The sequence below is a fragment of the Bacillus sp. OTU530 genome, from assembly GCF_038440375.1.
In genome coordinates this window covers 49,712-68,880 of the sequence record NZ_JASATP010000001.1, presented here as the reverse complement: position 1 = coordinate 68,880, position 19,169 = coordinate 49,712, and the positions used below count along the sequence as shown (strand labels likewise).

24 protein-coding genes are annotated in these 19,169 nt (G+C 43.1%); 6 read left to right on the top strand and 18 right to left on the bottom strand.

Annotated features, from left to right (window positions below; all coding sequences use genetic code 11):
- Window positions 1-43 precede the first annotated feature (43 nt).
- The 11 genes from accC to AAHB12_RS00335 all read right to left on the bottom strand — a co-directional run bounded on the left by accC (window position 44) and on the right by AAHB12_RS00335 (window position 7,522).
- Window positions 44-1,396, bottom strand: a complete 1,353-nt coding sequence (gene accC, locus AAHB12_RS00385) for an acetyl-CoA carboxylase biotin carboxylase subunit (protein ID WP_129727173.1) — start codon at window positions 1,394-1,396, stop codon at window positions 44-46.
- Between the two features lie 14 nt (window positions 1,397-1,410).
- Window positions 1,411-1,896, bottom strand: a complete 486-nt coding sequence (gene accB, locus AAHB12_RS00380) for an acetyl-CoA carboxylase biotin carboxyl carrier protein (RefSeq protein ID WP_342043946.1) — start codon at window positions 1,894-1,896, stop codon at window positions 1,411-1,413.
- A gap of 233 nt (window positions 1,897-2,129) precedes the next feature.
- Window positions 2,130-2,666, bottom strand: a complete 537-nt coding sequence (locus tag AAHB12_RS00375) for a SpoIIIAH-like family protein (protein ID WP_129727175.1) — start codon at window positions 2,664-2,666, stop codon at window positions 2,130-2,132.
- 12 nt (window positions 2,667-2,678) lie between these two features.
- Window positions 2,679-3,326, bottom strand: coding sequence for a stage III sporulation protein AG (spoIIIAG, locus tag AAHB12_RS00370; protein ID WP_129727176.1), 648 nt, complete (start codon window positions 3,324-3,326; stop codon window positions 2,679-2,681).
- The gene (gene spoIIIAF, locus AAHB12_RS00365; RefSeq protein ID WP_129727177.1) at window positions 3,319-3,954 is read right to left on the bottom strand and encodes a stage III sporulation protein AF; all 636 of its coding nucleotides are present in this window, start codon (window positions 3,952-3,954) and stop codon (window positions 3,319-3,321) included. Before spoIIIAF ends, spoIIIAG begins: the two co-directional genes overlap by 8 nt.
- An 11-nt stretch (window positions 3,955-3,965) precedes the next feature.
- Window positions 3,966-5,153 (bottom strand): stage III sporulation protein AE, encoded by a 1,188-nt coding sequence (gene spoIIIAE, locus AAHB12_RS00360; RefSeq protein WP_342044040.1) that lies wholly within the window; start codon window positions 5,151-5,153, stop codon window positions 3,966-3,968.
- 12 nt (window positions 5,154-5,165) lie between these two features.
- Window positions 5,166-5,546, bottom strand: a complete 381-nt coding sequence (spoIIIAD, locus tag AAHB12_RS00355) for a stage III sporulation protein AD (protein ID WP_129727178.1) — start codon at window positions 5,544-5,546, stop codon at window positions 5,166-5,168.
- Window positions 5,547-5,570: 24 nt separating this feature from the next.
- The gene (gene spoIIIAC, locus AAHB12_RS00350; protein WP_034638936.1) at window positions 5,571-5,774 is read right to left on the bottom strand and encodes a stage III sporulation protein AC; all 204 of its coding nucleotides are present in this window, start codon (window positions 5,772-5,774) and stop codon (window positions 5,571-5,573) included.
- Between the two features lie 12 nt (window positions 5,775-5,786).
- Window positions 5,787-6,302, bottom strand: coding sequence for a stage III sporulation protein SpoIIIAB (gene spoIIIAB / locus AAHB12_RS00345; RefSeq protein ID WP_129727179.1), 516 nt, complete (start codon window positions 6,300-6,302; stop codon window positions 5,787-5,789).
- Entirely contained in the window at window positions 6,299-7,219 is a 921-nt protein-coding gene (spoIIIAA, locus tag AAHB12_RS00340) for a stage III sporulation protein AA (protein WP_342043945.1), read from the bottom strand. The genes spoIIIAB and spoIIIAA overlap by 4 nt, the downstream gene beginning before the upstream one ends.
- 21 nt (window positions 7,220-7,240) lie before the next feature.
- Window positions 7,241-7,522 carry a YqhV family protein gene (locus AAHB12_RS00335; RefSeq protein ID WP_129727181.1) on the bottom strand — a complete coding sequence of 94 codons (282 nt, stop codon included), beginning with the start codon at window positions 7,520-7,522 and terminating at the stop codon, window positions 7,241-7,243.
- A gap of 283 nt (window positions 7,523-7,805) precedes the next feature.
- Between AAHB12_RS00335 and AAHB12_RS00330 the strand changes: the two genes are divergently transcribed.
- Window positions 7,806-7,931, top strand: a complete 126-nt coding sequence (locus AAHB12_RS00330) for a hypothetical protein (protein ID WP_281278877.1) — start codon at window positions 7,806-7,808, stop codon at window positions 7,929-7,931.
- A 96-nt stretch (window positions 7,932-8,027) separates the two neighbouring features.
- Here the strand turns inward: AAHB12_RS00330 and efp are convergent, their stop codons facing one another.
- The 3 genes from efp to AAHB12_RS00315 form a co-directional block, all read right to left on the bottom strand.
- On the bottom strand, window positions 8,028-8,585 hold the full coding sequence (efp, locus tag AAHB12_RS00325) for an elongation factor P (RefSeq protein WP_129727182.1): 558 nt from the start codon (window positions 8,583-8,585) through the stop codon (window positions 8,028-8,030).
- A gap of 24 nt (window positions 8,586-8,609) precedes the next feature.
- Window positions 8,610-9,671 carry a Xaa-Pro dipeptidase gene (gene pepQ, locus AAHB12_RS00320; protein WP_342043944.1) on the bottom strand — a complete coding sequence of 354 codons (1,062 nt, stop codon included), beginning with the start codon at window positions 9,669-9,671 and terminating at the stop codon, window positions 8,610-8,612.
- A 283-nt stretch (window positions 9,672-9,954) separates the two neighbouring features.
- Window positions 9,955-10,455: a YqhR family membrane protein gene (locus tag AAHB12_RS00315; RefSeq protein WP_342043943.1), complete on the bottom strand. Its 501-nt coding sequence runs from the start codon at window positions 10,453-10,455 to the stop codon at window positions 9,955-9,957.
- A 185-nt stretch (window positions 10,456-10,640) separates the two neighbouring features.
- Here AAHB12_RS00315 and AAHB12_RS00310 point away from each other — a divergent pair, with 185 nt between their 5' ends.
- Together AAHB12_RS00310 and AAHB12_RS00305 are read left to right on the top strand one after the other, a co-directional pair.
- Window positions 10,641-11,564, top strand: a complete 924-nt coding sequence (locus tag AAHB12_RS00310) for a DUF1385 domain-containing protein (RefSeq protein WP_342043942.1) — start codon at window positions 10,641-10,643, stop codon at window positions 11,562-11,564.
- 48 nt (window positions 11,565-11,612) lie between these two features.
- Window positions 11,613-11,996, top strand: a complete 384-nt coding sequence (locus AAHB12_RS00305) for an SA1362 family protein (RefSeq protein ID WP_129727186.1) — start codon at window positions 11,613-11,615, stop codon at window positions 11,994-11,996.
- Window positions 11,997-12,135: 139 nt separating this feature from the next.
- On the opposite strand, the gene mntR is transcribed toward AAHB12_RS00305, so the two are convergent.
- Complete coding sequence (gene mntR, locus AAHB12_RS00300; protein WP_129727187.1) at window positions 12,136-12,555, bottom strand: transcriptional regulator MntR; 420 nt, start codon at window positions 12,553-12,555, stop codon at window positions 12,136-12,138.
- A 228-nt stretch (window positions 12,556-12,783) separates the two neighbouring features.
- Window positions 12,784-13,809, bottom strand: a complete 1,026-nt coding sequence (gene splB, locus AAHB12_RS00295; RefSeq protein ID WP_129727393.1) for a spore photoproduct lyase — start codon at window positions 13,807-13,809, stop codon at window positions 12,784-12,786.
- Window positions 13,810-14,392: 583 nt separating this feature from the next.
- Here splB and AAHB12_RS00290 point away from each other — a divergent pair.
- Window positions 14,393-15,235 (top strand): mechanosensitive ion channel family protein, encoded by an 843-nt coding sequence (locus tag AAHB12_RS00290; RefSeq protein WP_129727188.1) that lies wholly within the window; start codon window positions 14,393-14,395, stop codon window positions 15,233-15,235.
- Window positions 15,236-15,594: 359 nt separating this feature from the next.
- Window positions 15,595-16,473, top strand: a complete 879-nt coding sequence (locus tag AAHB12_RS00285; RefSeq protein WP_342043939.1) for a hypothetical protein — start codon at window positions 15,595-15,597, stop codon at window positions 16,471-16,473.
- Between the two features lie 374 nt (window positions 16,474-16,847).
- On the opposite strand, the gene AAHB12_RS00280 is transcribed toward AAHB12_RS00285, so the two are convergent.
- Window positions 16,848-17,684 carry a lipoate--protein ligase family protein gene (locus tag AAHB12_RS00280; protein ID WP_342043938.1) on the bottom strand — a complete coding sequence of 279 codons (837 nt, stop codon included), beginning with the start codon at window positions 17,682-17,684 and terminating at the stop codon, window positions 16,848-16,850.
- 168 nt (window positions 17,685-17,852) lie between these two features.
- Between AAHB12_RS00280 and AAHB12_RS00275 the strand changes: the two genes are divergently transcribed.
- Window positions 17,853-18,239, top strand: coding sequence for a rhodanese-like domain-containing protein (locus AAHB12_RS00275; protein WP_129727191.1), 387 nt, complete (start codon window positions 17,853-17,855; stop codon window positions 18,237-18,239).
- A gap of 104 nt (window positions 18,240-18,343) precedes the next feature.
- On the opposite strand, the gene AAHB12_RS00270 is transcribed toward AAHB12_RS00275, so the two are convergent.
- A complete protein-coding gene (locus AAHB12_RS00270) occupies window positions 18,344-19,150 on the bottom strand; it encodes a BsuPI-related putative proteinase inhibitor (RefSeq protein WP_342043937.1) in 807 nt (268 codons plus the stop codon).
- Window positions 19,151-19,169 lie beyond the last annotated feature (19 nt).

Below are 19,169 nucleotides of genomic sequence, written 5' to 3'. Positions count from 1 at the left end.
TCCCTTTTAAAATTAAGAAAGTATATCTTTTAGAGCCTTGCTTTTATTGCTTTACAAGCTCATGCTCCTCAAGAAATTTCGTATTGAAATCTCCCTTTACAAAATCAGGATGGTCTAGAAGCTGCAAATGAAACGGAATTGTTGTATGTACACCTTCAATGACGAATTCACTTAAAGCGCGTTTCATCTTTGCGATTGCTTCTTCCCTTGTTTTCCCATACGTAATCAGCTTCGCAACCATGGAATCGTAATAAGGAGGAATAGTGTAGCCAGGATACACCGCTGAATCAACACGTACACCGAATCCACCCGGCGGCAAGTACATTTGCACCTTTCCAGCAGACGGCATAAAGTTTTTCGCTGGGTTTTCCGCATTAATACGGCATTCGATGGCCCAGCCGTTAAAGCTCACTTCCTCCTGCGTGAGAGAAAGACGTTCTCCTGATGCAACACGAATTTGTTCCTTAATTAAATCCACGCCCGTTACCATTTCAGTAACAGGATGCTCTACTTGAATTCTTGTATTCATTTCCATAAAGTAAAACTTCTTCTGCTTATGCTCGTAAATAAATTCAACTGTACCTGCCCCTGTATAGTTTACTGCTGCTGCCGCTTTGACCGCAGCTTCACCCATTTGACGGCGAATATCTTCGTCTAATGCCGGGGAAGGAGTTTCCTCAAGCAGCTTCTGCAGACGGCGCTGAATCGTACAGTCACGTTCACCGAGATGAATCACATTTCCATGCGTATCCGCCATTACTTGAATTTCAACATGACGAAAATCCTCAATGTACTTTTCGATATAGACGCCCGGATTACCAAACGCCGTGCTGGCTTCCTGCTGTGTAATCTGGATGCCCTTTACAAGCTCTTGCTCATTGCGCGCTACACGGATACCCTTTCCGCCGCCGCCGGCCGTTGCCTTAATAATAACAGGATATCCCATTTTATTTGCAAGTTCAACCGCTTCGTCTGTACTTTCAATAATTCCTTGTGAGCCAGGCACAATTGGTACGCCTGCTTCTTTCATTGTATCGCGAGCTACGTCCTTGATTCCCATCTTCGTAATAGCTTCCGGGCTTGGGCCAATGAAAATGATGTTACACTCGCGGCAAAGCTCAGCAAAGGTCTCATTTTCAGCTAAAAACCCATAACCAGGATGGATTGCATCACAGCCTGTAAGCTTCGCGACGCTAATGATATTTGTCAGATTCAGGTAACTTTCCTTTGAAGGGGTTGGTCCAACGCAATATGCCTCATCAGCTAGCTGCACGTGAAGTGCTTCTTTATCAGCCTCGGAATAAATGGCAACTGCCTCAATTCCCATCTCCTTACAAGCACGGATAATGCGTACAGCAATTTCCCCGCGGTTTGCAATCAATACTTTTTTTATCATCGCTCTTAACTCCTTTAAGCTTTTACAAGAAATAATGGCTGACCATACTCAACAAGCTGACCGCTTTTCACTAATACTTCCACGATTTCTCCGCTTACTTCTGCTTCGATTTCATTAAAGAGCTTCATCGCCTCTACAATACAAACGACAGTATCCTTATTTACTCGATCTCCCGCGTTTACATATACAGGGGCCTCTGGTGATGGAGACGCATAAAACGTACCAACCATCGGCGAGGTAATTTTATGCAGATTTGCAGTCTCTGCCGGCTGCGGAGCTGCTTCCTGCTGAACTGCTGCAGCAGCTGGCGCAGAGGCAACAGGGGCAGGTGCTGCTGCAGGAGCCTCTTGCTTCGGAGCAGGTGCTGCTTCATACACAACTGTCGCGTTTCCTTGCTTTTTCATTTTGATTGTTGTGCCTTCGTTGGCGTATTCGAATTCATCGATGTTCGAGTTGTCTATTAGCTTAATTAATTCACGAACTTCCTGTATTTTAAACATCTACAATCACTCCCATATACTTGGTTACATTTTCAATTCCATCTTACGACAGGTCTTTTGAAATTCCAATTATTTTTAAAGTTCCCTGCATCTTTTTTTGAAAAAATTTACAGTTGATTACTGTGTTTATTATCTAGTAATAATATCAAGCCTGATACGAAATTGGCAAGACCACTTTCCTAAAGTGCAAAAAAAAAGCAGCTACTAGGGGACTCCCAGTAGCTATTGTGTCCTTATTTAGATGGCTCAAATTTTACAGCAACCTGCTTTTGCCCAACTTCGCTTCTGGCAAGCTGAATAATTTTGTTCGCGTCTTGCTTGGACAGCTTGTTGGCTTTTACTGTAATGCGGATAGATTCACCGTCTGCGCGTACAAGCGCATCATCAAAGCCTTGGCTCTTTACTAATGTTTCTAGGAGCGCTTCTTTTTCAGCTAATGTATTGATTGCTTGAAAGTCCTCATATGCCTTGCTTTTTTCTTGTGCGGAAGCAGTCGCAGATGTGATGATGCTTTGCAGGTCTGCTTTTGCTTCGCTGCGCTGATCCTCCATTTGTAAACGAAGCTCTGTAAACTGCTCATCTCCGGAGGACTTTACCGAAGTATCCTTGCTTGTATCTTCAGAAGCTGCATCCTTATCCTTCGTGCTTTGCTCCACAGGGCTCGTTACCATATTTGATTTCTGGCTATCCGGCGTTGTTACGTAATAGACAGACAAGACTACGACAAGACTCAGCATTGTTAATAACCATACTGTTTGCTTTTTCACCACTTCTGTTCCTCCCTATTGTTTTTTTGGCAAAACAGAAACACGATGACTCGGTACGCCGAGTGTCCGCGTCACTGCTTCGATAATCATTTTCTTAACCTCTATGTTATCGGCTCCTTTCGCCACGATGAGAACGCCGCGTACTTCCGGCTTATCTACTTTTGTAACGATAGGAGCCTCCTTGTTGTCTTCCCTTATGATCGTTGGCTTCTGATTCGTGGAGGATTCTGTTACCTTTCTCTGTCCCCCATCACGGTCTGTCTCATCTGTACTTTGCGTACGCGTTTCTGTTTCTTTTTCAATTACCTTCACTTCTGAGGAATCAAGATTAACAATGACGCTTACATCCTTCACGCCCTTTACGGTTTCAAGGGCGTCTCGCAGCTGATCTTCGTAGTCTTTTTCATACTTGTCAATCACAGAGGAATCATCGTTTTTGCTGGCGAATGCAGGGGCGTCCTGCTCTGCTTCTGTGCTTGTTTGCGGACTGAATACGGCGGTCTCTTCTTTTCTCGGCTGAAATAAGCTCCCCGAAAACATGAGCACAATGCCAAGCGCCAGCAAGACGAGCACAAGCTTAGGCGCGACTTTTTTAGTCGCTTTGCCGTCTTCGCCGTCTCCCTTAAAAAGCTTGCGAAAGATGTTAGGCTTCTTCTCATTCATTTGCTTTTCCTGTCCCCCCTTCTGTGTGTACTTGAACTTTGCTTTTCTCTAGCTGCCACTCCTGTGCAAGAAACTTTTGAATATCCTGAGAGGCATCGTTGTCTATGCGTGATTCATACGGTGTGCTCGTGTCGACCTCAATCGGCTTCACCGCCTCCACAGCTCCTGACCGCTGCGGCTCTTCTTCGGAAACGGTAACAGAAACCGACTGAACATCCTGCTGTGATGTTACATCCTGCTTATCCTCTGGAACGACAAGATGCAGATTAGCTATCGTGACGCCATATTCATCCTGCAGCTTCTGCGCCACTTCCTTTTTCATTTGGACAGCCATCTGTTCTAAAATATATGCACGCTGTGAAGCTTGTATTTCTGTTTTCTTTTTATCTATTAAATTTTCTATCTCTCCATCTGTTCCGTACGGTTGTCGGCTTAATTTATCAATTAGTTCCGGTACATCTGCCTTTAGCAGCTGAAATAAGGGGCTTAAAATGAGGACGATAAGCAGCAAGCTCACGACGAACTTCACGTACTTTTGCATGCTTGATCTTGGTAGAATCATATGAAGAACAGTCGCGAGCAAAAGAAAGATAATAATATTGCGAACCCACTCTGTTACAAACTCCATTCCCTCACCTCCTAGCGCACCATCAGCGTTAAGTTGCCGGCCGCAACAATGATGCTAATGCTTAAAAAGAACATAAGAGAGACAATAGCGAGCGCCGCAAAGACGTAGATGATGCTTTTGCCGATAATATCAAGACATTGAATGACAGAGTTGCTGCCAAGCGGCTGCAAAACAGCGGCTGCAAATTTATAAATCAACGCGATCACGAAAATTTTAATCGCTGGAAACGCAACAATTACAAGTAAAATGACAACGCCGGCAATACCGACTGTATTTTTTAAAAGAGCGGAAGCGCTGAGCACTGTATCGCTAGCTTCGGTAAACATGCGCCCGACAACGGGAATAAAGTTACCGGTAACAAACTTTGCCGTTTTCACCGCGATCCCGTCTGCCACTGCTGTTGCAGTTCCCTGCACAGACAAAACACCGAGGAATATTGTTAAAAATACGCCAAGCGCACCAATGCTTACATTTTGCAGCAGCTTGGATAGCTTCGTTACCTTGTATTGATCACTCATCGTGCTGACAATGCTTAAAATCGTAGCTAAAAATAAAAGCGGCAGCACAAAATAATTCATCAGTAAACCGCTTGTATTCATTAAAAAGATAATAATCGGGTGAAAGAACGAAACAGATATCACACCGCCTCCCGTTGCAATGAGCGCAAGCAGGATCGGCAGAAGCGCAAGAATAAAATCAATCATCGTTTGAATCGTATCCTTCGCATATGTTGTGACGATATAAAAGCTATTTAACGCAAACACTGTCAGCACCATGTACACAACCGCATCCGCAATTTTTGCGATGCTGCTCTTTTCAAATGCCGACTGCAGCGATTGCAGCAGCGCGCTGAATATAGTGAGCAAAATGAGCGTCCCAAGCAATTTGCTATTGGCGATAAGCTCATGAAACAAAAATTTAAGAAGCCCTTTAAACCATTCCTGGATTGAAAATTGCTTCTCCCCTTTTATAAACTCCAGAAAACTCCCTTTTTGACTTTCCGGCAAATAGCCGCCGTAGTTTGTCACAAGATCCTCCCAATAGGTTTGAATATCTTCAATTCCAAGCTTATTCAACTGGTCATTCACAATCTTCTCATCAATCGGCTGCTGCGTGTTCGGGGAAGCTTGTACTACATTTGGCAAAGAAAAAAGCAAGAAAAATAAAAATAGCAGTTTGGCACTTGTTTTTTGTAGCATCATGTCACCTCCCTACTTCGGCAAAAAACCAAGGATTGTTTCAATAACAACTGTTAGGATTGGAATCGCCATCACAAGAATTAAAATTTTCCCGGCTAGCTCGATTTTCGCAGCGATTGCTCCCTGCCCCGCATCCTTTGTTACCTGTGCGCCAAACTCAGCGATGTAGGCGATTCCGATGATTTTCAATAACGTTTCCACATATACATTGCTTACCTTCGCTTGGCTGGCAATTTTCTCAATCATATGCAGCACAACTTGAATTTGGTCGATTAGAATCAAGAACATCACGCTTCCAACAAATACGACAAACAAAGTAGTTAAGCTTGATTTATGCTGATTGAGTAATGCTGCCAAAAAGGTGGCGATAAGTCCCAAGCCGACAATTTGCAAAATCTCGATGACAGTCGCCCACCTTTACTGAAACAAAAAGACGCTTTTAATTTTGTCGAACAAATTATTAATTAGAAATGCCACGTGAAATAAAATAACGACAAAGCCGACGAGAATGACCCAGTTGGCGATATCCTCGCGCTTTAGCTCTTTTAACACCGTATGAATAAAGGCTAAAATAATGCCAATGCCTGCGATTTGAAAAATCAAGCCAACATCAATGGACATACTCCTCTCCTCCTACAGCAATAAAATGACGATAAGGAGCCCCGACAATACCCCAAGACTTCTTATCATTTTTTCAGAGCGAAGCTGTGACTCCTTTGCTTCTCCCTCTTCCCGTTCTAAATGCGTCAAGCATAAGCGAATATGCTTTTGCTGCGACTCCCTGTCATGCTGTCCAAGCGTTTCGCCAAACTGCTGCAGGATCTCATATTCCGCCCGCTTCATCGCCGCCCGTTTCCAAACATGCTCCAGACTGGACAACCATGCCTCCCGCACGGTTTTTTCTCCCTGCTCTAGCTGCTGACTGAACCCTTCAAATAAAAAGCAAAGCGGTTTTGGTATTTGTTTTGCAAGCCTCTCAGCTGCTTCTGCAAGCGGCGTATGCCCGTACATAATTTCCGCCTCCAGCGACTGCAGCGCCGCCCGCATTAATCGAAGCTGCCGCGGGCGCTCCCTGAGCTTATTCGCAAACTCAAAGCCAATCCACGTTGTTGCCGCAACAATGAACACCGCTCCAATGATTTTGATCATACGCTGTTCACCCTCGTTTTTTGTAATAGCGTTTGTCCGCTGCTATCCTTGATTCTCCTTATAGTTCCTGGCCCGTGCGAACGCGATAATTCAATGAATCTATCAAATAAGCCGAGCTCTAGCATGGCGCGCAAGGATGGCCGCTTGAATACATCATCCCTCTCGTATCCGTGGACGGTTACAAATAGTTGCACCCCTGCGTTTACCGCCTCCATAATCGCCTCGCTGTCCTCCTGACGCCCTATCTCGTCCACGATAAGCACATCAGGGCTCATTGAGCGGATCAGCATCATCATCCCTTCTGCTTTTGGACAAGCATCTAGCACATCGACACGCGCTCCGAGCTCATACTGCGGAACGCCTTTTACACATCCAGCAATTTCAGATCGCTCATCTACAATCCCTACTTTAGAAGATGGGATTCCCCGTTTCTTCACACCTGTACTCATCATACGGGCAACATCGCGCAGCAGCGTTGTTTTCCCTGTTTGCGGCGGTCCGATAATCATCGTATTCAGCCATCTATCTTCATATATGTACGGCAAAAGCGGCTCGGCGATGCCTATCTTTTGTTTTGCGATACGAATATTAAAAGATGCAACATCACGAATCATTTTCACAGCACCCTTTTCTGTAATCACTTTACCTGCTAGACCCACGCGGTGTCCGCCGCGCAGCGTAACATACCCGCGCTTCAGCTCCTCTTCCATCGTATACAAAGAAAAATGGCTGAGCTTATTCAGCAAATACAGCGCATCATCTGCACTGACAATATAGTCATAAAAATGCGGCTTCCCCCGCATGACGCATTCAAGCGGTCTTTGCAGACGAAGACGAATTTCCTCCAAGTCCTGGGGCAGCTCTTTTCCCAGTATGGATTGTATCTCTCTTGGCAATATTTCGAATACTTCTCTCATAGCCTTCTCCCCAATTTGTTTCTACTTAAACACTGCAATTAAAATACAGCTGATACCAAGCACAAGAAAAAACAGTTTTAAAAACGACAGCTCATTTGCTACGCTCAAAACGCCAATCGACATTGTCAAAATCAATACTGTCGGCCCGACAAATGCAAGCATTCCATTTACCGCCAGCGCCTTTTTGGCATCATTGAAATGAAGCATAATAAGCGCCGCCAAGATCTCAAGGCTTCCCGAAAACAGACGAAGCGTCGCCATTGCAAGCACCGCTGTTTCCACTCCAGCTATCCATTGTTTCATCTGCTCACCTTCCTGCTGTAAAAAAATACGTTTGTACAACGATATGCACCGGTTGTCCATTTCAGAAGCGGAAAAAAGGATTTTTCAGAGAAGGACTTGGAAAAGGATTCATTTGCAGTTGAGTGCAAGAAGAAAATCAAATAGCATAGCCAGCAAAAAAGAAAGCAAACTAAAATCAGGGATGCTGATAATGATAAGATCACGACATTATCTTAATGTAGTGTTTTTATAATATTAAGTATCCTTAAAACATAACTAAATCAAATTACAAGGGTGATGAAAAATGGCAAAAAATAAAAATAACCAATTTAAGAACAGTAAAAATGCTGTACCAAAAGCAGATGTAGAATTTGCAGGAGAAAATGGGCTTGAACAAATAGCAGTAAAAGCCCAAAAAAAATCAAAATAAAGAAACGAATGCCCCCATGCCCGCCCGAACAACCCAAAACGTAAATGAAAAAACAAAAAGAGAGAGCTCTACGCTCTCTCTTCCTCATTTCCTATATTACGCACGGGATACGTATCTAGATTCTACCGTGTTAATAATTAACACTTCGCCTTCGTTGATGAAGATTGGCACTTGTACAACTAGGCCTGTTTCTAATGTTGCAGGCTTCGTTACGTTAGATGCAGTATCACCTTTAATACCCGGCTCTGTTTCTACAACCTTTAGCTCTACCGTATTTGGAAGCTCAACGCCAAGTACTTCACCATGGAATGTCATGATGAATACTTCCATGTTTTCCTTCAAGAACTTCAGCTCGCGCTCAATTTGCTTTTCTGGGATTTCAAGCTGCTCGTAGCTTTCATTATCCATGAATACATGAGCTTCCCCGCTTGCATACAAATATTGCATACGACGGTTTTCGATATGCGCTTTTTCTACTTTTTCACCCGCACGGAATGTTTTTTCCTGAATTGATCCTGAGCGAAGGTTACGAAGCTTCGAACGTACGAATGCCGCTCCTTTACCTGGCTTTACGTGTTGGAACTCGATAACTTGCCAAATTCCGCCATCTGTTTCAATTGTTAAACCTGTACGAAAATCATTTACTGAAATCATTCTAAAAATCCTCCTACTAGTATGTTATAAAATAATGAGCTCCTTCGGGGAATGAGTCAAAATTTCGTTACCTTCTTTTGTTACAATGACGTCATCCTCAATGCGCACACCGCCCAAGCCTGCGATATAAATACCCGGCTCAACGGTAACAGCCATGCCCGGCTCAAGCACCGTGTCAGAACGAATAGACAGACCAGGCCCTTCATGAATCTCAAGACCAATGCCGTGACCTGTAGAATGACCAAAATACTGTCCATAGCCTTTTTCTGTTATGTAATCACGCGTCAAGGCATCAGCTTCTTTTCCTGTTACGCCGGCACGAATGCCGTCCAAGCCGCGCAGCTGCGCCTCAAGAACCACATCATAAATATCCTTCAGATCTTGAGAAGGTTCACCAACGGCAATTGTACGCGTAATGTCCGAACAATATCCCTTATAATACGCACCGAAGTCCAGTGTAACAAACTCACCTGTTTCAATCAGCTTTTCAGATGCTACGCCATGCGGAAGCGCGGAACGATGCCCAGAGGCCACTATAATATCAAACGAAGAAGCAGCAGCACCTTGTTTGCGCATGAAAAACTCCAACTCGTTCGACACCGCAAGCTCGGAAACACCTGGACGAATGAATGATAGGATATGAGTGAAGGCAGCATCGGCAATCTGCGCAGCTTCCTTTAATATCTTAATCTCCGCATCCGTCTTAATCAAGCGTAACTTTTCCACCAGACCAGAAACCGGCACTAGCTCCGCCTCTGTCTTATCGCCATACATTCTATATTCGCTATATGTAAGAGTATCTTGTTCAAAGCCTAGCTTCGTGATACCAAGTTCTTTTGCTCGCTTTGCCACCTCTTCTGTAATTGGACCTGTATGCTGGACAATTTCGTAACCGACTGCTTGTTTTTGCGCCTGCTCCACATAGCGGAAATCCGTAATAAAAAGCGCACGCTCTGCAGAAAGCAATACAACACCCGCCGTGCCCGTAAATCCTGTCATATATGTACGATTGTAGCTGTTTGTTAGCAAAAGCCCATCAATGCCCTCTTGCCGGAGCATACTTCTCAGCTTTGTTAATTTTTCCATTCTTACGCCTCCCCATAGCATAATCGTTTTACGCCGTACATGCTTGACCCTTGCATGCCGCGGAAGTTCAAGTTTGGCCGTTCATGAGGAGCAATCTTCTCGCTGTCTGTGACCTTAATAAAGAAAACTCGCCGACTGGCAAGCCGTTAGGCAAAGACAGAGGCGCAGTTGCACTTCTACCTTATTCCTAAAATTTTTTGTTGCGTCGAAGTAGCCTCTAGCTGGAAATTTATGCTTTCTTAAAAGTGCAAAAAAGAATGTTCTTAGAACATTCTATCATAGCTCAAGGCTTATTTGAATAGGCTGTCTCGCTGTTCGCCTTTGTGCGATTTTCTTCTGCGGCTTTAAAGGACACGGAATAAGTAATGAATACGCCATATAAAATAAAAATACAAAGAGTTGTAACGAATGTAGGTCGCGAAAATTCCAGTGCATGTTTCACAACGGGAGATAGAAGCCCAACCCCGAAGAAAATAAGAGCCCATAGAACTATCCCATATATAATACCCGGAGTGATGCCCTGAAACTTTTTAAACCATGCCCCATATAAAATGGCGACCAGAATCGATGCGATAGACATGAGTGCGATGCCCAATAGATTTCCCCAAACACCTTGCTTCCAATCTCCTAGCGCAAATGGCATAATCAGATAATTTGGCCCCGCCTCTGAAAAGGAAAAGATGTGAAGAAAATACCAGATGGAGCCCCAAAACAAACCACCAAATATCCCAATTCCTGCTACCTTTTTTGTAAAAGATGACGGCTTTTCTTTTTTATTTTCCATTTTTTCACCCCAATTGTTACTATGCCCACAACACAGAAAATTTATGTTGAAATTTGGAGTTTAAAAGGAAAAAAACATGTCTATAACGAAAACAAAGAGTATAAAAACCCAGCCTTTGTATTTTGCTTGTCAGAGAGCAAGTTTTACCGATACAATGAAGAAAATAAATACAGGTTGGTGTTTACATGGCAGAGGAAGCAAAACAAATCTACGGCGGGCAAGCCGTAATAGAAGGAGTTATGTTCGGCGGCAGAGAATATACTGTTACAGCCGTTCGAAGAAAGGATTCGTCGATCGAGTTTTATCGATTGCCGCGTATGCAGAACCGATTCCTTAACATTCTCAAACGTATTCCATTCTTGCGCGGCATTGCTGCAATTTTAAATGCGAGTGCAAACGGATCAAAGCATCTGAACTTCTCATCGGAACGATTTGATGTAGATCCGCATGATGATCACACACTGGCACAGAAGAAACAAGAAGAGCAATCTAAGCTCACAATGATCCTTGGAGTAGCAGCAGTCGGCATCCTTTCCTTTCTATTTGGAAAAGTGATTTTCACTGCCGTTCCTGCAATACTGGCAGACTTGACGAAACCAATATTTCCTTCACATCTCGCTCAAGTCATGATTGAAAGTATTATTAAGCTTATTCTGCTTCTTGTCTATATTTATTTCGTTTCCCTTACACCGCTCATTAAGCGGGTATTTCAATATCACGGAGCAGAGCATAAAGTGATTAACGCGTATGAAAGCAACCTTCCGCTAACCGTGGAAAATGTGCAAGGTCAAACGCGTCTCCACTATCGTTGCGGCAGCAGCTTTATTCTATTTACTGTCATTGTCGGAATGTTTGTATACTTGCTTGTACCGACAGAACCGCTGTGGGCACGTGTTATCAACCGCATCCTTCTCATTCCCGTTGTGCTGGGAATTTCGTTTGAAGTATTGCAGATTACAAATTTAGTGCGCAACGTTCCTGTTTTGCGCGTCCTCGGGTACCCGGGATTATGGCTGCAGCTTCTCACCACGAAGGAACCTACAGATGATCAAGTAGAGGTTGCCATCGCATCATTTCATGAACTGCTTCGTTTAGAAGGCAAGCAATAGTTTTATGTTTTATTTTTCTAAAGCAATGACATTAGGAGGTGCATCCCTTTGAACGGTCGATCCTTTGCCTTAGTCCTTTTCTTTCTCGTCATCGGGCTGGCAATATTCCAGCTTGTCTCTTTTGCTGTTGAGGATCCTGGTGGTCTCTTAAAAAACCTTTTAACCATCGGGATTGTGGTAGTTGCTTTTTACTGGCTATACAAACTATTTACAGGTCAGGGAAAAAACAGCAATTCCTCTTACAATCGTGCAGCTAAACAGTCTAAGCGGAAATATGCAAAACCGAATGTAACACCTCTAAACAAAAAATTGTCTTTAGACGCAAAGAACAAAAAGGCATCTCTTGGTTTACTAAAAAAGAAGCGAAAGCAATCCCATTTAACTGTCATTGAAGGGAAAAAAGGCAAAAAGAAAGACCGCGCATCGTTTTGATGTGCGGTCTTTTTTCTACACTTCAAGAAAATATACAGTTCTAACTAGAAGCGGATTCGGCGTAGTCGAAAATTTTAGGAATACGGGCTACGCCTCTGTTTGCGCCCAAGGGCAAGGCTCGCCAATCAGCAAGTTTTCTTTATTCCCCATTTGTTTTTTGTATATTACGAAGGGTTTCTACACGAGAAGCATCTTCTTCAAAATATTGGACAAGATCACCGATTCGGTCAATAGCATCCCAGCTGAGATGGTGCTCAATTCCCTCAACATCTCCGTAAATGGTACTTTCCTCCACTCCGATGATACGCATAAACTGCTCAAGCAGCTCGTGGCGATATACGAGACGCTTTCCAATTTTCTTTCCTTTTGCAGTTAGTACAAGACCTCTGTATTTTTCATAAATTAAGTATTCATCTTTATCAAGCTTCTGTACCATTTTTGTAACGGACGACGGATGTACACTTAACGCTTCCGCAATATCGGATACCCGGGCATAGCCCTTCTCTTCAATTAAAAGGTAAATCTGTTCTATATAATCTTCCATACTAGGGGTAGGCATCAGTTTCCTCCATCCAATCCTTTTTCTTACTTTAAGGAGGTATAAATTCCTAGATAGAAGCTTTTTCGACGTAGTCGGGAATTTTAGGAATACAGTACAAGTGCAACTACGCCTCTGTCTTCGCCTATAGGCTCGCCAATCGGCGAGTTTTTTTATCCTCCGCGCTAAGCAATCAATAAAATGATACAATAGAACGCGCTTCGTGACAAGGGAAGAGGCGCTAAGTCCTTACGTAAAATATTGAATTTCCGCCTGTGGAAAATATTCCGCAATGTAAGAACGGATGGTTTCCTCTAACTCTGCGGCTTCATCTGTTGGATACACATATTTTCCAATACCATACCGACCCCACTTATATTTTCTCTTTTCTTCATCCATTTCAAGCTTCGTGTTCGGGTAGCGCTGCTGAATGACCTTTTTCGCAGGCTTTGTAAAGCGATGCTGAATCATTTCAAACGAGAGATTCGGCAGTTCTAAATCCTTCAGAGACGCGTGTAAGCGCTGAAACAATTCATGGTAGCCCTCCACCCATTCATCATGCCTATAAATGGGCGCAACAATGAATCCCAGTGGATAACCGGCCTGCGCTACCTTTCGTGCAGCTGCAATTCGCTCCTCAAACGGAGACGTCCCCGGCTCAAAATTTTTAATCACATATCGAGAATTTACACTAAAGCGAAAGCGTGTTTTTCCATTATGCTTCGCATCTAACAAATGATCAACATGGGAGTACTTCGTGACAAACCGCAATCGGCCATACTCTGTCTGTCCGATAAATTCAATGGTTTTTTTCAATGCATGTGTCAAATGATCAATTCCAACAATATCAGATGTACACGCTGCTTCAAAGCGCGTAACCTGCGGCGCACGCTCGTCCATATAGGTTTGCGCTTGGGAAAAAATCTCATCCAGGTTTACATACACACGAACATATGGCTTACTGCCAAGCGTGGTCTGTAAATAACAGTAATGACAGTGTCCCATACATCCGGTCGCAAGCGGAATCGCATATTCTGCCGATGGCTTTGATGTATCAAACTTTAATGTTCGTCTCACACCAACGACGAGGGTGGATTTCGCAACACGATATTGCTGCAGCTCATTTTCTCCCGGCAGATTTCGAATTTGATTATGAGAAGTTGTTTCGCGAATTTCTAGCCCCATATTTGTAAATTTGTCATACAGCTCTTTCCCGAGTGGATATTCTAACGCTTGCGGCTCAATATATACTAACTTCGGTATAAATGGCTCCACTGCACTCACCTTCCTCACCTGTAGTATGAACAAAATACTTACCTTTGTGTAAGCTTAATGATTTCCATACTAAAAAATTGGAGACTCCTAAGAAAAGCGGACAAGGTCCGCCTTTTATGGCAGCGTAGGGGTGAACCGGAGTCTGCATTTTGGGCCTTGGAGCTAGACATCCCCCCAAAAGTTATACTTTCTTATCTTGTAAAGACAACTCGCCGGTTAGCGAGCCGTTAGGCGAAGGCAGAGGCACAGCTGCCCTTATACTGTATTCCTAAAATCCTCATCTGTGCCAAATGAGCTTCTAGCTGAAAATTTATATTTTCCTAAAGAATAAAAAATTTCTTGCCAACGGCACTTTTCTTTGTCATTCTGTATAATTGAAAAGAATAGATAAAGAAAACTCGCTGATTGGCGAGCCCTGCCTTTGGGCGAAGACAGAGGCATAGTTGCTCTTATACTGTATTTCTAAAATTTCCAACTACGTCGAATTGGCTTCCAGTTGGAAATTTCTACTTTCTTACAGTGTAAAGAAAACTCGCCATCGACCAAACAAGTTATACGTTCTTATGAAAATGGAGGGAAAGCCATGTGGTCCTTTGTATCCGGTATTTATGCCAACCGCTATGGTGAGGTCATTATTGATGTAATTTTCACATATATCATAGCCTCCTGCGGATTTTGGGTTCTTCGCTATTCGCTTCATCAATTTTTTCAACGAACGAGCTTTATCGACGAAAAAAAGGAGGGGACCATTGAGTCTGTCGTCAAAAACACATCCAAATATTTAACGCTCATCCTCGTTTTGATAACAGCCATCCAACCGTTTGTTGATTGGAGGAATATTCTTGTTGCAGGCGGAGTATTAACCGCCATCGTAGGCTTCGGTGCACAGTCTGCCATTAAAGATTTTCTGTACGGATTTTTCTTCCTATTTGAAGGCCAGCTCAAAAAAGGGGATTTTGTAACGATTAATAACGAATTGGCGGGAGCAGTAGAAGAGTTAGGCTTTCGCGCTGTAAGCGTCCGTCTAACAGATGGCCGCTTAATGACGGTGCCAAATGGGGAAGTATTAAAGGTTATAAATGGAAATGTGAATCATCGGCGTGTTTTTGAAAGCGTCATTATCGATTTTAAAGAAGATCCGGCCCGTGTGCGCGTGCTGCTCGAGTCACTATGCGAAGAACTGAATGAGCTGCATATGGAATACCTGTTGCGGGATACAGATGGTGAATTTGTAGAAGCATATCACTACTGGGGGTTATCCTCTCTTGATGCATCTCCCTATGGCTTTAAGTTTTCCATTGTCGCCACAGTACAGGATGTGCATTATTTACAAGCGGCGCAGGAAGCAAAATTCCGACTTGCGAAACGGCTGCATGAGGAGGGAATCTTGCTCCCTTCTATACGAGCTGTATATGCACAGCAATAATACCTGACTAATTTTACAAATGGATGACAGACATAATTATGCAAAAAAAATCCAAAATAAGAAAAACAGAGACGGAAGCAGGATGCCGGATCTAAACAATACCCAGAACATATACTTTCTTAAAACGAAAAAAAAATTTGCTAATTAGTGAAATTAGAGGCGTAGTTGCATGTATACTTACTTTAATGCGGAAAATCTCTGCTGAGCTGCATAACTGGCGGCTGGAATTTTATAATTTTTTAAAGTATCGAAGCAAATGGTTGACTCACCTCTTTTTTTCTCTGTATGATATGATTTCGTGAGCCATTATTTTGTTATTCGAATTTTTGTAACTATGAATGGATGAGAGGGGAAAAGGAATGTCGGTTAAGAAACAAACGAATGTGCGGACTGGAAAAATGGTGCGTGAACTCATGCTTGCTGATAAGGAGGTAACAGCCTCTTTAATTATGGTGTACAGCAAAAATGGCGTGAATGAAGAGATTAAAATCGAGGGGTTACATCCGAAGTCCAATGAAGAGTTATTTCTAAGCGGCAAAGTGGATTGGAATAAAAGCGTCATTTACAAAACAGTTGATTTTACAGGCAAGGCAGAGGTTGGTAAAGCACTGCTGACAGATATGAAAAAAAATAACGTGACACTGGAAATCGAACGGGTAATGTGGAGTAAAGAGACGCAGGAGGAAGAAGAAGCGATCGAAGCTGAACTGATTGCAGCAAAAGAGGCTGAGAAAAAGCCTGCCGCTATACATACAACGACGCCTCCTGAGAAAGAGAGAACGGTCAAAGCGGAACCCGTATCACCACCTCCAGCCCCAGCTCGTATGGAAACTATCGTACAAAAAGTGAACGAACCAATCGTTCCGCCAGTAAAGGCTGAGACAGTAAGCGCATCCAGTATACCAGCTGCTAAGCAAATAGCACCTGAACCTGTCAGACGCGCTGCAGAGGTAACAACACCTCCAGTCAGACACGCAGCACCGGAGGAGCCATTTGCACCAGAAACACAATCCGAATTGGCTGGAAAGTATGAACGGCTTGTTTCCAAAGCAAAAGAGGTTTGTCAGGATTATGATTTAGGTCTGGACTTGGATGATTCCATTGAATCCCTAAGAGAAGAACTAAACAAGCAAGGAATTTCATTAGATTTTGACGCAGACATTATGAATGCTGTTCGCAGTCTTCGTGAACTCAAAACAAAAGGCATCAGTCTTGATAAAATATTAAATCTTGTATAAAAATTCGATTTTGTAGAATAACAGAGCACATCTTTTACATGTGATAATATCTGAGGTGGATCTCCCCTCTCTAGATCTTAATTGTAAAAATGGAATTTTCATGTCAGCTGCCTTTCGTTTTGGCTGCAAGAACCTATAGGTGTATATGAAAAATAGACCGACAAGCAAGCCCCTTCTCTTACAGTGAACAGCTTTGCTTGTTGGTCTAATTCACATTTAAAAAAAGATACATTTCTAGCTGTTAATTCGACATAACAGGAAATTTTAGGAGTGAACTATCTGGGCAACCGTCCCTCTATCTTCGCCCAAGTGCGCGCCTATCGGCAAATTCTCCTTGCTGGTTAACGAGCACTATCTGTTCGTTAGACCCGTTTTTATTTTCTATAATTCCATTCTTCACTTTCATATTTTTCCTTTGCAAGACGCTCTACTTCCTCACGTTGTTCCCCTGTCAGTTCATAGGGAACTAGCTCAATTTCCATCCCCTTTTCAAAACCAACTCGAAATGCTTCAATGAGCTGTTCGATTGTAAACGTTTGATCCGTTAGTTCGTTGATTGCTACCGCCTTAGATGAAAACATACTTTTCATACGCTCCTTCAAGCGTTCATTTGGAAAGAGGAATAAGTCATATAATGTATCTAGGTCAATTTCGAGCGGAATTGATCCGTGCTGCAGGATTACTCCACGTTGGCGCGTTTGTGCGCTGCCTGCAATCTTACGCCCCTCCACAACAATTTCATACCAGGACGGAGCATCAAAACAAACAGCAGACCGCGGATTTTTTAAATCCTCACGCTCCTGCTCGGTCTTCGGAACAGCAAAATACGCATTCAGTCCCAGCGCGCGAAATCCTTCTAGCAGCCCTTGAGAAATGACACGATACGCTTCTGTGACTGTCTTTGGCATCTTAGGATGGTTTTCCGAGACAATCACGCTATAAGTGAGTTCACGGTCATGCAGGACACTCCGCCCCCCTGTTTGACGGCGCACAAAGCCAAATCCGCGTTTTTCCACTTCCTCCATATCAATTTCCTTTTCGACACGCTGAAAGTATCCAATTGATAGAGTTGGAACCTCCCATTCGTAAAATCGAATCGTTGCTGGCATAGCACCTGCGCTCTGCCAATTCAGCAGGCATTCATCTAGTGCCATGTTATAAGAAGGAGAACATTTTCCTGAGTTGATATAATACCATTGTTCTTTTTCCATATTCCACCTCTTGCCTAGTGTTGTTTGCACGTTATCTAGTCTACCAAATTCGTGAGATTTTGTGAAAAGATACGAAATTTCATTCTCCTATCCATGAATATATTGCATATCATGATAGCACCATTATAATATGAATGGTAGAAGTAAGAGAAAAGGAGTCGATTCATCTTGTCAGCTAATCTAACCATCTTCCTTGTAGCCATTGTAATCCTTATGGCATATTCTGTCATTCTGTTCTTTTATCAGCGTAAAATTGTTAAATCGCTTACAGAAGAAGAATTTCGCGCTGGCTACCGCAAAGCGCAACTGATTGATATTCGCGAACCAGATGAGTATAACGCAGGACATATTCTCGGTTCCCGTAACATTCCATTATCGCAGCTACGGATGCGTTATAAGGAAATCCGTCCTGATCAACCGGTTTATATGTATTGCCAGAATGGCCTCCGCACAGGACGTGCTGGGCAATTCCTCAAGAAAAAGAAGTATAAGGAGCTGTATCAGCTTCAAGGCGGCTTTAAAGCTTGGACAGGAAAAATTAAAAAGAAAGCATAAATTAAGAAAAGCAGACATTAAATATTCGTATCTTCTTAATCTTGCTAAAGAAAACTCGCCACAATCGGCGAGTTTTCTTTACACTGCTCTATTCCTGTAAGCTATTATCTTTCAGAACCGGAGGACGCATTGGGAAATTGATCCAGCACGACCAATTTTCGGACAACCGTTTTCGTCTTTTTCTCTTTTGCATACATTTCCAAAATGACAGTTCCGTTTGTTGGCAGCTGCTCCTTTGGAATCCTAATAGAAATTTTCCATGGCTTGCTTATATCAAATGCTGTTTCCTTTACAAGCATAATATGCCCCTCTGAAACGGCATAATAGGCTTGCTCTACTTCTGGTACAGCCCCGCCTGAAAGTGTGTATGCACCGTCGTTCCCCTGCTTTTCTACTGCAACATCCAATGTGTCTTCGGCCCCATCTATCCTTCCATCGGCTTTATAAGAAATCGTTTCTGTAAATAGATTAGCTGCCGCTTTCTTTCCGTTTACCTCAATTGGGAGCAGTTTTCCTGTAATTGAATACGTTTCTCCCTGTTGAAACGGTTTTTCATCGTAATTCCAAGCGACTTCCCACGTCTTTGTCTCGCCTGGCTGCAAGCTAACAGATGTTAATGCTTGCGAGAACATTTTACCCTTTGAATAACGGTACAACTCTTCTCCACTTGCACGCTTTATGATAACCTCAAACTGCTGCGAGGACGGAAAAGTTAGTGAAAGCGGCTGATCCTCCAGATTATGAAGCAGCAGCTTTACCTGAGTGTGATCTTCATGCATAGCAGCTTCAACCTTAAATGAAGGCTCCTCCCTTGGCTCAGCGCTTTGATCTACTGGCAAACTTTCGTCTTTTGCTTGACAGCCAGCCGCAAAGAAACAAAGAGTTAGCAATAAAACGCTAATTTTTCGCATATGAAACTCCTTTCTACTT

Excerpts from the sequence above, each read along its gene's own strand:
- accC (WP_129727173.1), bottom strand. The coding sequence starts at position 1,396 with ATGATAAAAAAAGTATTGATTGCAAACCGCGGGGAAATTGCTGTACGC.
- accB (WP_342043946.1), bottom strand. The coding sequence starts at position 1,896 with ATGTTTAAAATACAGGAAGTTCGTGAATTAATTAAGCTAATAGACAAC.
- spoIIIAG (WP_129727176.1), bottom strand. The coding sequence starts at position 3,326 with ATGAATGAGAAGAAGCCTAACATCTTTCGCAAGCTTTTTAAGGGAGAC.
- spoIIIAF (WP_129727177.1), bottom strand. The coding sequence starts at position 3,954 with ATGGAGTTTGTAACAGAGTGGGTTCGCAATATTATTATCTTTCTTTTG.
- spoIIIAE (WP_342044040.1), bottom strand. The coding sequence starts at position 5,153 with ATGCTACAAAAAACAAGTGCCAAACTGCTATTTTTATTTTTCTTGCTT.
- spoIIIAC (WP_034638936.1), bottom strand. The coding sequence starts at position 5,774 with ATGTCCATTGATGTTGGCTTGATTTTTCAAATCGCAGGCATTGGCATT.
- spoIIIAB (WP_129727179.1), bottom strand. The coding sequence starts at position 6,302 with ATGATCAAAATCATTGGAGCGGTGTTCATTGTTGCGGCAACAACGTGG.
- spoIIIAA (WP_342043945.1), bottom strand. The coding sequence starts at position 7,219 with ATGAGAGAAGTATTCGAAATATTGCCAAGAGAGATACAATCCATACTG.
- AAHB12_RS00335 (WP_129727181.1), bottom strand. The coding sequence starts at position 7,522 with ATGAAACAATGGATAGCTGGAGTGGAAACAGCGGTGCTTGCAATGGCG.
- AAHB12_RS00330 (WP_281278877.1), top strand. The coding sequence starts at position 7,806 with ATGGCAAAAAATAAAAATAACCAATTTAAGAACAGTAAAAATGCTGTA.
- efp (WP_129727182.1), bottom strand. The coding sequence starts at position 8,585 with ATGATTTCAGTAAATGATTTTCGTACAGGTTTAACAATTGAAACAGAT.
- pepQ (WP_342043944.1), bottom strand. The coding sequence starts at position 9,671 with ATGGAAAAATTAACAAAGCTGAGAAGTATGCTCCGGCAAGAGGGCATT.
- AAHB12_RS00315 (WP_342043943.1), bottom strand. The coding sequence starts at position 10,455 with ATGGAAAATAAAAAAGAAAAGCCGTCATCTTTTACAAAAAAGGTAGCA.
- AAHB12_RS00310 (WP_342043942.1), top strand. The coding sequence starts at position 10,641 with ATGGCAGAGGAAGCAAAACAAATCTACGGCGGGCAAGCCGTAATAGAA.
- mntR (WP_129727187.1), bottom strand. The coding sequence starts at position 12,555 with ATGCCTACCCCTAGTATGGAAGATTATATAGAACAGATTTACCTTTTA.
- AAHB12_RS00290 (WP_129727188.1), top strand. The coding sequence starts at position 14,393 with ATGTGGTCCTTTGTATCCGGTATTTATGCCAACCGCTATGGTGAGGTC.
- AAHB12_RS00285 (WP_342043939.1), top strand. The coding sequence starts at position 15,595 with ATGTCGGTTAAGAAACAAACGAATGTGCGGACTGGAAAAATGGTGCGT.
- AAHB12_RS00280 (WP_342043938.1), bottom strand. The coding sequence starts at position 17,684 with ATGGAAAAAGAACAATGGTATTATATCAACTCAGGAAAATGTTCTCCT.
- AAHB12_RS00270 (WP_342043937.1), bottom strand. The coding sequence starts at position 19,150 with ATGCGAAAAATTAGCGTTTTATTGCTAACTCTTTGTTTCTTTGCGGCT.